This is a genomic window from Streptomyces sp. NPDC127084, from assembly GCF_042724175.1.
Classification (GTDB): domain Bacteria; phylum Actinomycetota; class Actinomycetes; order Streptomycetales; family Streptomycetaceae; genus Streptomyces.
The window spans coordinates 1-10172 of the sequence record NZ_JBHXFA010000199.1 but is presented as its reverse complement, the minus strand read 5'-3'; the positions used below and the strand labels follow the sequence as shown (position 1 = coordinate 10172).

Annotated in this window: 8 protein-coding genes; 7 read left to right on the top strand and 1 reads right to left on the bottom strand. The window is 70.2% G+C overall.

Annotation, left to right across the window (positions count from 1 at the left end; all coding sequences use genetic code 11):
• The 5 genes from ACFWI9_RS30360 to ACFWI9_RS30340 form a co-directional block, all read left to right on the top strand.
• Positions 1–1531: ABC transporter ATP-binding protein (locus ACFWI9_RS30360; protein ID WP_387167289.1), on the top strand; the 1531-nt coding region annotated here is incomplete at its 5' end.
• A 121-nt stretch (positions 1532–1652) separates the two neighbouring features.
• Positions 1653–3377, top strand: coding sequence for a methionine--tRNA ligase (metG, locus tag ACFWI9_RS30355; RefSeq protein WP_387167286.1), 1725 nt, complete (start codon positions 1653–1655; stop codon positions 3375–3377).
• Between the two features lie 2 nt (positions 3378–3379).
• Positions 3380–3940: a GNAT family N-acetyltransferase gene (locus tag ACFWI9_RS30350; protein ID WP_387167283.1), complete on the top strand. Its 561-nt coding sequence runs from the start codon at positions 3380–3382 to the stop codon at positions 3938–3940.
• Between the two features lie 120 nt (positions 3941–4060).
• Positions 4061–5395, top strand: coding sequence for an MFS transporter (locus ACFWI9_RS30345; RefSeq protein WP_387167280.1), 1335 nt, complete (start codon positions 4061–4063; stop codon positions 5393–5395).
• A 250-nt stretch (positions 5396–5645) separates the two neighbouring features.
• Positions 5646–6278: an NADPH-dependent FMN reductase gene (locus tag ACFWI9_RS30340; RefSeq protein ID WP_387167292.1), complete on the top strand. Its 633-nt coding sequence runs from the start codon at positions 5646–5648 to the stop codon at positions 6276–6278.
• 11 nt (positions 6279–6289) lie between these two features.
• Here ACFWI9_RS30340 and ACFWI9_RS30335 read toward each other — a convergent pair whose 3' ends face one another.
• Positions 6290–7522 (bottom strand): FAD-dependent oxidoreductase, encoded by a 1233-nt coding sequence (locus ACFWI9_RS30335; protein WP_387167277.1) that lies wholly within the window; start codon positions 7520–7522, stop codon positions 6290–6292.
• A 167-nt stretch (positions 7523–7689) separates the two neighbouring features.
• Here ACFWI9_RS30335 and ACFWI9_RS30330 point away from each other — a divergent pair, with 167 nt between their 5' ends.
• Together ACFWI9_RS30330 and ACFWI9_RS30325 are read left to right on the top strand one after the other, a co-directional pair.
• Entirely contained in the window at positions 7690–8916 is a 1227-nt protein-coding gene (locus tag ACFWI9_RS30330; protein WP_387167274.1) for a cytochrome P450, read from the top strand.
• A gap of 203 nt (positions 8917–9119) precedes the next feature.
• Positions 9120–10055: a MerR family transcriptional regulator gene (locus ACFWI9_RS30325; RefSeq protein ID WP_387167272.1), complete on the top strand. Its 936-nt coding sequence runs from the start codon at positions 9120–9122 to the stop codon at positions 10053–10055.
• The last annotated feature ends 117 nt before the right edge of the window (positions 10056–10172 follow it).

The following is a 10172-nucleotide window of genomic DNA, read 5'->3' as shown; positions in this document are numbered from 1 at the left end:
GCTGATCGATGTGGCGCAGTACGGTGCGGCGTCGGCCCGCCGCATGATCGGGGTGTGTGTCGCCGCGCTCAACGGGAGCATCGCTCTGATCGCCACTGCCGGAGTGCTCACCGTGCTGCATCCGGCTTTGCTGCCGATGCTGCTGCTGATCGCCGCGCCCCGGGGCTGGGGCGCGATGCGGGTGGCGCAGGAACGGTATGTGTCCGTGATGACGTGGGTCGAGCATGTGCGGGCCAGTCGGCTGATCGGCAATCTGCTCACCGACCGGGACGCCGCCCAGGAGGTGCGCATCCACGCCGTGGGCCCCTTCCTGCTGGACCGGTACCGGAAGATGGCCGAGAACGCGGAGAACGAGCAGAAGCGCCTCGCCAACGACAAGGCACTGACCGAACTGGTGGCCGCCGCCCTGTCGGGTATCGCGATGGCGTTCACCTACGGGGTGATGGCCTGGCTGATCCTGGCCGGGCACATGGAACTCGCGGTCGCCGGAACGGCGGTGATCGCGGTCAGGTCGGGCTCGGCGAGCCTCGGTGCGCTGGTGATGAACATCAACGAGATGCACGAGGAGTCGCTGTACGTCCAGGACCACGACCGGTTCCTGCGGGAGGCGGGCCGGCACACCATCCCCCGGGACGGGGCCGATCTGCCCGCCAGGGTCGGCGAGGTGGTGCTGGACAAGGTCGGCTACCGCTATCCCGACCGGGTCGAACCCGCGCTCGACGGGGTGTCGCTGACCGTGCCGATGGGCTCCGTGATCGCGGTGGTCGGTGAGAACGGCTCCGGTAAGAGCACCCTGATGAAGGTGCTGGCCGGACTGCTGCTGCCCCAGGACGGCAGCGTCCGCTGGGGCGGGCAGGAACTGACCGGTCTCGACCGGTCCCAGGTGTTCGGGCGGGTGGCGCTGCTCACCCAGGACTTCCAGCGCTGGCCGATGACCGCGGCGATGAACATCCGCATCGGACGGCCTGAGCGGGCCGCCTCCCCGGAGGAGTTGCAGCCATCGGCGGACTACGCGGGAGCGGGCTCGCTCATCGCGAAACTGCCGCAGGGCCTCGCGACCCTGCTGGCCAGGATGTTCCGGGGGGCTTCCGAGATCTCGGGCGGCGAGTGGCAGAAGGTCGGCCTGGCCCGGACCCACTGGCGGGCCTCGACCGGCGCGGCCGACAGCATCCTGATCGTGGACGAGCCGACATCGGCACTGGACCCGGAGGCGGAGATCGCGGCGTTCGACCGGATCCGCCGTCTCGCCGGGCGGCACCGCGCCGTCGTCCTGGTCACCCACCGGATGTCCGGGGTGCGCTACGCGGACACCATCCACGTACTCCACCAGGGGCGCCTGGTGGAGTCCGGCAGCCATGACGAGCTGATCGCGGTGGACGGGCGTTACGCCGCGATGTTCCGCACCCAGGCCGCGCAGTACGCCCCGGCGCCGGAGACCGCGCTGATCCCGGACCCGGCACCGGCCCCGGCACCGGAGGCCCCGGCACGGATCCCGGTGCAGAACCCCGCTCCCGCGCCGGAGCCCACGTGAGCACCGGAAAACCCGCAGGAAGGGCGCACCCCCGGTTCGATACGATGACGGCGGCTTTCCCAACCGTTCCGTCACTCCACGTGACAACCCTTCGCACAAACACGAAATGGAGCATCCGAGGATGGCTCGACACCTGATCACCAGCGCGCTTCCCTATATCAACGGGATCAAGCACCTGGGCAACATGGTCGGGTCGATGCTTCCCGCGGATGTGTACTCCCGCTATCTGCGCCAGCGCGGCCATGACGTCCTCTACATCTGCGCCACCGACGAGCACGGCACCCCCGCCGAGCTCGCCGCCAAGGCGGCGGGGCTCTCCGTGGACGAGTTCTGCGGCCAGGCCCATGACGCGCAAAAGGCCGTGTACGACGGCTTCGAGCTGTCCTTCGACTACTTCGGGCGCAGCTCGTCGAAGCAGAACAGGGAGATCACCCAGCACTTCGCGCGCAAGCTCCACGAGAACGGGTTCATCGAGGAGCGCGCGATCCGCCAGGTGTACTCGCCGGTCGACGGGCGCTTCCTGCCGGACCGCTACGTCGAGGGCACCTGCCCGCACTGCGGCTACGACAAGGCACGCGGCGACCAGTGCGAGAACTGCACACGGGTCCTCGACCCGACGGACCTGATCGACCCGCGCTCCGCGATCAGCGGCTCCACGGAGCTGGAGGTGCGTGAGACCAAGCACCTGTTCCTGCTCCAGTCCAAGCTCCAGCACGAGGTCGAGGAGTGGGTGGCGCGGCACGAGGAGCAGTGGCCGCAGCTCTCCTCGTCCATCGCCCGCAAGTGGCTGACCGAGGGCCTGCACGACCGAGCGATCACCCGCGACCTGGACTGGGGCGTCCCGGTGCCGGCCGACACCTGGCCTGAGCTGGCCGCCGAGGGCAAGGTCTTCTACGTCTGGTTCGACGCCCCGATCGAGTACATCGGCGCGACGAAGGAGTGGGCGGACGCCGCCCAGGACGGCACGGTCAGGGACTGGAAGGCGTGGTGGTACGAGGCCGACGACACCGTCCGCTACACCCAGTTCATGGCGAAGGACAACGTCCCCTTCCACACGGTGATGTTCCCGGCCACCGAGCTCGGTGTGCGCGAGCCGTGGAAGAAGGTCGACGTCGTCAAGGGCTTCAACTGGCTGACGTACTACGGCGGCAAGTTCTCCACCTCGCAGCGGCGCGGTGTCTTCACTGACGCGGCGCTCGAGGTACTCCCCGCCGACTACTGGCGCTACTTCCTGATCGCCAACGCCCCCGAGTCCGACGACTCCTCCTTCACCTGGGAGCACTTCACCGCCACGGTGAACAAGGACCTGGCCGACACCTTGGGCAACTTCGTCAACCGCGTGCTGTCGTTCTCGCGCAAGCGCTTCGGCGACGAGGTCCCGTCCGGGCACGGCGCGGGTGCCGCGGAGGCAAAGCTGGGCGAGGAGATCGCCCGTCTGCTCGCCGAGTACGAGGAGCAGTTGGAGGCGCTCCAGTTCCGCAAGGCCGCGGCGGCGCTGCGCGCCCTGTGGTCCGCGGGCAACTCGTACCTGGAGGAGAAGGCCCCCTGGCTGGAGATCAAGACCGACCCGGACGGGGCCGCGCTGACCCTGCGTACGGCGATGAACCTGATCCATCTGTACGCGGTGGTCTCCGAGCCGTTCATTCCGGCCACGGCAGCCGCCATGCGGGGTGCCTTCGCGCTGGAGGCCGACACCGCGACCTGGGTGAGCCCCGAACAGGCGAGGGCCCTGGCCGGTGTCCCGGCCGGAACCGCCTTCACCGTCCCGCCGGTGCTGTTCGCGAAGATCACGGACGAGGACCTGGAGTCCTACCGCGCCCGTTTCGGCGGCGCCGAGGAGGCCTGACGGTGTACGCCGCTTCCCTGGGTGGCGACGGGGCCGAGCTGCGTCCGCTGGAACCGTGGCAGGCCGGCGAGTTCCTGGCCCACATCGACCGCGGGCGGGAGTTCATCGGGCAGCACAACGGCCTGCCCGATGTCGTACGGGACCTGGAGTCGAGCGCGGCCTTCCTGCGGGCGTACGCGGAGAAGACCGCGGCCGATTCGGGGCGGATCCACGGGATCTGGGCGGACGGCACGCTCGTCGGCGGCTTCCTGCTGCGCAAGTTGGACATCGAGCAGCGCACCGCCGAGGCGGGCTGCTGGCTGGAGCCGTCAGTGGTGGGCCGAGGCCTGGTGACTCGTGCGGCGCGCCTGGTCATCGACTGGGCCGTGGAAGTACGTGGCATCCACCGGGTGGAATGGTGGGTCTCACCGGACAACGCGCCCAGCATCGCGGTGGCCCGCAGGCTCGGGATGACCAAGGACGGTGTCCTGCGCGAGAGTTACCTGTACCGGGGGAAGCGACACGACGAGGAGATCTGGTCGGTGCTGGCGCCCGACTGGCGGGTCGCCAAGGCGGCCTGGTAGGGGGGCGGGACCTGGTGGGGCAGCAGCCGCCGTCCCGACCGGCCTCCTGGCAGCCGGTCGCGGGCCTGAGCCCGTGAAATTCATTGGCGCGGACTCACGATCGAACATAGAACCACTGCCGTGGATGGTTCAACGGCGGAATGCACAACGGCCGGAGGCCAAGGTGCCGAACAGGTAACCGGGCCGGGCGACGTGCCAGCGGAGCGGCCCGGTCGAAGATGGCGCGGGCTGCTGGCGCACCGGGACTTCATGCTCCTGTGGGGCGGCTTCACGGTCTCGTCCCTGGGGACGGCCCTGTCCAACCTCGCCGTGCCGATCCTGGCGCTGGCGATCTCGGGCTCCCCCACCCTGGCCGGTCTGGTGGGCGCGGCCCGGTACGCCCCCTATCTGCTGCTGAACGCGCTCGCGGGCGTGCTCGTCGACCGGTGGGACAGGCGGCTGGTGATGATCGTCGCCGATCTGGGGCGGTTCGCGGTGCTGGCCACCGTGCCGCTCGCGTACGCCCTCGACGGACTGACGGTGACTCACCTCGCGCTCGTCGCCTTCCTGGAAGGGGCCGGGCATGTCTTCTCCGCGGTCTCGCATCTGTCCGCGCTCCCGAGGCTGGTCCCCGCCGAGCAGGTGCCGTCCGCCAACGCCGCGAACGAGGTGGGGGATTCCGCCGCGTCGGTGGGCGGCTCCGCGCTCTTCGGCGTACTGGTCGGCGCGGCCAGGAATTCCACCCTCGGCGCGGTGTACGCGTACGCCGTGGACGCGCTGACCTATCTGGCGTCCGGAGTGTCCCTGCTGTTCGTCCGCGGTCCGCTCCAGGGCGAGCGGGAGGGCAGTGGGCGGACGTCGATCCTGGACGAGCTCAAGGAAGGGTTCGCCTTCCTCTGGCGGCGGCGGCTACTGAGGTTGCTCATGCTGCTGATCACGGCGGTGAACTTCCTTCAGGCGCCGCTGACTCTGGCCGCCATCGTCCTCGCCACCGAGCAGATGGGCGTCGGCGCGGGGCTGATCGGTCTCACCATGGCGGGGGTCGGAGCCGCCACCGTCCTCAGTGGACTCGCCGCGTCGCGCCTCACTGAGCGGATCGGGCTGCGTGCGCTGGTGCTCGGGAGCGTGCTGCTGTGGGCGGTCGCCGCCGCCGTCATGGCGCTCGCGCCAGGGCCGATGCCGCTGGCGACCGGAGTGCTGATCACCAGCGTCCTGTGGCCCGTGTTCGCGGTGGCCGTGGTCTCGTACCGTCTCACGGCCACCCCCGACGCCCTCCAGGGCCGGGTCAACAGCGCCTTCCGCACCCTGTCGTTCGGTGCCGAGCCGCTCGGTCTGGCGTTGGGCGGCACTTTGATCGCCGCCGCGGGTTCACGGGCTGTCTTCTGGGGGGCCGCGGCCGGGCTGGCCCTCGTACTGCTCGGTGGGGCCTGGGCCTGGCGGCGCTTGTCCGCGGCAGGCGAGGCGGCGTCCGGGTAGGGCCCGCGGTGACTGATGGGCGGGCCTGCGGGGGTCATCCCCGCGGGCCCTGCATGGTAGGCCGGTTCCGCCGGAGCGGCCACCCCGGCGCCCCGAGGTGATCGGGGCGGGGAGACGAGGGAGCCTGGAGTAAGAGTCTCCGAGTCAGAGACCGGAAAGGCGTGATCCGACCATGACTGATTCCGCCCCCTCCCACCCCGCCCCGGACGGCCAGGGCTTCCCGTCCCCACCGCCCGTCGGTCGCGCGGGCCTGCGGGTGTTCGTGCTCTCCGGCTCGTCCCGTACCGGCTCCGTGAACGAGCTGCTGGCCGCGCTGGTCGCGCGGCTTATCACTCAGTCCGGCGCCACGGCGGACCTCGCCAGTCTGCGCGAGTTCAGCGTGCCGCCGTACGACGGTGACGACGAGGAGGCCACAGGGCTTCCGCCGGGCTCCATGGCACTGCGCGACCGTATCGAGGCGGCCCACGCCCTTGTCGTCTCCTCTCCCGAGTACAACGCCTCGGTGCCGGGCACGGTGAAGAACGCCGTGGACTGGGTCTCACGCTTCCGGCCGCAGCCGTTCAAGGACAAGCAGACGCTGCTGGTGTCGGCCTCCCCGTCCATGGTGGGCGGCAACCGGGGCCTGTGGGCCCTTCGGGTGCCGCTTGAGCACCTCGGGGCCCGGGTCTACCCCGGCATGTTCAGTCTGGCAGCCGCCCATCAGGCCTTCACCGTGGACGGTCAGCTGAACGACAGCGGGCTCCTGGAGCGCCTGGGTACCACCGTGGACTCGTTCCTGGATCTGGTGGAGGCCGACATCAAGTACCCGTGTGTGCAGCACCGCTGGTACGAGTTCCTCGGCGACCGCAGCAGCGACCCGGTCACCGAGCGCGCCGAGGCCTGACGGCTCACTGCTCAGCGTACGGACTCCACGGGCGGGCGCTCGCGGAGCGCCCCGTAGGCGAGGAAGTACGCCGGGACCCTGTTGAGCCAGCGGGAGGTGGTGATCAGCTCCGTGGCACGCCCGGCCGCCGCGGCGCCGCCGAAGGGCGGTCGTCCCGCCAGTACCGGTTCGATCACCGCCCGGTGGGCGAGCCGCTGGAGGTCCTGGGTCAGCACCGTGGTCGGCAGCCGGCGGCGCTGGACGGCCCGTACGTCCCGGAGGCCGACCGTGCCGTCGCGTAGGGGGGCGACGAGGTGCCGGGCCGCGGCCACGGCGTCCTCGACGGCGAGGTTGATGCCGATGCCGAAGACCGGCGACATGGCGTGCGCGGCGTCCCCGATACACAGCAGGCCCGGGCGGTGCCAGCGCCGCAGCCGGTCGAGGCGTACGTCGAGCAGCTTCACATCGTCCCAGGTGGTCAGTGTGTCCACGCGGTCCGCGAGCCAGGGGACGGCAGAGGCGAGCTCGGCCAGGAAGCGGTCGAGCCCAGCGGCGCGGCGCGGGCCGTCGGTGCCCTTGGGGATCAGCCCGGCGCACTGCCAGTAGTCGCCGCGGTCGATCAGGGCGCTGAGGAACCGGTCGCCGACACCGCCCACCAGTCCGTGGGGGTCGCCGTCGCGTCGGGGCAGCCGGAACCACCAGGCGTCCATCGGGCAGGTGAAGCGCCGCAAGCCCAGCTCAGGGAGTGCTCGGGCGAAGGAGCCCCGGCCGTCGCAGGCGACGGTGAGCGTGGCGCGCACTTCCCCGGTGCGGCCTTCCGGGGTGCGGTAGCGCACTCCGGTGACCCGTCCGCGTTCCTGGAGGAAAACCGTCGCTTCGGTGTTCATCCGAAGCGAGAAGGAAGGCTCGCGCCCGGCTTCGTCGGCCAGCAGGTCGAGCAGGTCCCACTGCGGGACCATCGCGATGTAGTTGTACTTGCCCGGCAGCGCGCCGATGTCGCCCACGGTGACGAGTGAACCGGAGCTGCCGAGCGGCAGTTGGACGGTGGACACCCGGCGCTGCGGCAGCCGGGCGAACCGCTCGGCGAGTCCGAGGTCGTCCAGCAGGGCCAGGGTGGACGGGTGGACAGTGTCGCCGCGGAAGTCACGCAGGAAGTCGCCGTGCTTCTCCAACACCGTGACGGGCACGCCCGCCCTGGCCAGCAGCAGGGCGAGGACCATCCCTGCTGGTCCGCCCCCTACGACACAGCATGTGGTCCGCTCCATGGCCGTTGTCCCCTCTTCCGCCTGTCCCGTGTATCTATCCCGGATTCCGGGATCGTCTCGTCTGGCACATATACCCCGGCCGCCCTCCAGCCCTCATTGAACATTCCCAATATTCAGAATATTGTGAATGTACGCCCTTCAGCGCCCCATATATCCGGGAGGCAGCCATGACCCAGCAGCCCGTCCTTCTGCCTTACGCCGATCCCGCCTTCGTCGCCGACCCCTTCCCTCTCTACCGCGAGCTGCGCGAGGACGGCCCGGTGCGCCGCGCCGTCGTCGCCGGCGGTGTGGAGGCCTGGCTGGTCACGGGGTACGAAGACGGGCTGGCGGCCCTCTCCGACCCGAGGCTGAGCAGTGATGTGCGCGATGCCGCCGACCCCCGCCTGATGCGGCAACTGCCTACCACCGAACGCGAGTCGATGCTGAGCAACATGCTCCGCAGCGACCCGCCCGACCACACCCGGCTGCGCCGGCTGGTGTCGAAGGCCTTCACCGCGCGCCGGGTGGCCGAACTGCGGCCCCGGGTCCAGGAGCTCACCGACCGGCTGATCGACGACATCGCCCCGACCGGCCGCGCCGATCTCGTCGCCGACTTCGCCCTGCCCCTCCCGGTCACGGTGATCAGTGAGCTCCTCGGGGTGCCGGTGTCCGACCGGCACGACTTCCAGCGCTGGACCGACGACATGATCCTGCGCAGGGCCGAGGAACCGGATCCGGCCGTGGTGGACGGAGCGTGGCAGCAGATGCACGCCTACCTCACCAAGCTTCTGGAGGCCAAGCGGGCCCGCCCTGGGGACGACCTGCTCAGCGCGCTGATCACCGCCCGGGACGAGGAGCAGCGGCTGGCGGAGGCCGAGCTGATCGCCATGTCGTTCCTGCTGCTGGCCGCCGGCTACATCACCACGGTCAATCTGATCGGCAGCGGCACCGCCGCGCTGCTCGCCAACCCCGACCAGCTCGCACTGCTGCGCGAGGACCCCGAGCTACTGCCGGGTGCGGTCGAGGAGTTCCTGCGCTACGACGGTCCGGTGAACCCCGGCATCGCGCGTTTCGCGCGTGAGGATGTCACCATCGGCGGTGTGGCCATCCCGAGCGGTGCCACCGTGGTCATCGCCACGGCCATCGCCGACCGCGACCCGGGCCGGTTCCCCGCGCCCGACCGGCTGGACATCACCCGGCGCGACAACGCCCATCTCGCCTTCGGACACGGTATCCACTACTGCCTGGGGGCACCGCTCGCCCGACTCGAAGGCCAGATCGCCATCGGCACCGTACTGCGCAGGCTTCCCGACCTGGCCCTCGCGGTGCCGCCGGGTGAACTGCGCTGGAGGCCCGGCGGGTTGCGCGGTCCCGCGAGCCTGCCGGTCACCTTCACTCCCGCGGGCCGCGCATAGCGGCGCGTCGACTGCGGGTACGCACGAGACGGTTCGTGGTGGCGGCTCGGGCATCCCAAGTGGTACGCCCGAGCCACCCCTTTCCCCCGTGCACCGGCTGGACCACGCCCCCGTCCGCCAGCCGGTCGTGTGAGGCCGCGGAGGTGTCGCGGCCTGACGTTCCGTACGCTAAAACCTCCCGTGCACTGGAGGTTCAAGGGGTAGTGAAGCGAATCACATGGACCATCGGAGAGCTGGCGCAGCACACCGGTCTTTCGGTGAAGACCATCCGGTACTACTCCGACATCGGACTGCTGCCCATGGCGGAACGCAGCGGCGGCGGCCACCGTCGCTACGCACCCGATGCGCTGGAGCAACTGCGCCTGGTGCAGCGGCTGAGAGCGCTGGACACCCCCATCGCGACCATCACTGATGTGGCCACGGGTGAACGCGGCATCGGCGATCTGGTGGCCGACGAACTCGGCTTGGTCCAGCGGAAGCTGACCGAGCTACGCTGGCGCGAGGCGACGTTGAAGGCTCTTGACGAGTGCTCAGGACCGGAGCGACTGCGTCGGCTTGAGGTACTGGCACGAGTGCAGCAGCTGCCGGAGGCCCACGGCGACCTCGTCCGCTCGTGGCAGCGGACGATCCCGTCGTCCATACCCGCCCGACTGGTCGACCACATCATCGCTCAGGCCGTACCGGATCCGCCCAGCGATCCGACCGCCGAGACCGCGCTCGCCTACGCTGAGTTGCACGCGCTGACCGCGCATCCGCAGTTCCCCGTGTACTGGGTCTGCCCGAACGTACGTGACAAGGCCTCGCTGTACTCGGAGTTGCTCGACGCGTCCGATCTGGCGGACTCGCTGGTCTCCGCTGGTGAGCCGCCCCAACCCGGCGAGGCGCTGGACCACTTCTCGGAGGCGTGCGCACGCTCCCGCCACGAGGACGACACACCGGGCTTCCGGACCTTCATGGGAGCGCAACTGTGGGGCACTATCCCGCTGTTCCAGCGCTACTGGCAGCACGTCGCCACACTGGCCGACGAGCCCGGACCCAATCTGGGGATCACTCACTGCTGGCTGGTCGAGGCACTCACCACTTCGACCGGGGTCGGCTCCTTGTCCGACGGCGGCCCGCAGGTGGCGTTCCAGATCTAGTGCTGTGACCGGATGGGTCTGCCGGGAAGCTCGCGGCGTCCGGTGCGGTATATCGCAAGGCGGTGGGGGTCCCCCCCCCCACTGCCGGGGGAGATCGGCCCCGCTCTGGGTGTTAGA

Excerpts from the sequence above, each read along its gene's own strand:
- metG (WP_387167286.1), top strand. The coding sequence starts at position 1,653 with ATGGCTCGACACCTGATCACCAGCGCGCTTCCCTATATCAACGGGATC.
- ACFWI9_RS30335 (WP_387167277.1), bottom strand. The coding sequence starts at position 7,522 with ATGGAGCGGACCACATGCTGTGTCGTAGGGGGCGGACCAGCAGGGATG.
- ACFWI9_RS30330 (WP_387167274.1), top strand. The coding sequence starts at position 7,690 with ATGACCCAGCAGCCCGTCCTTCTGCCTTACGCCGATCCCGCCTTCGTC.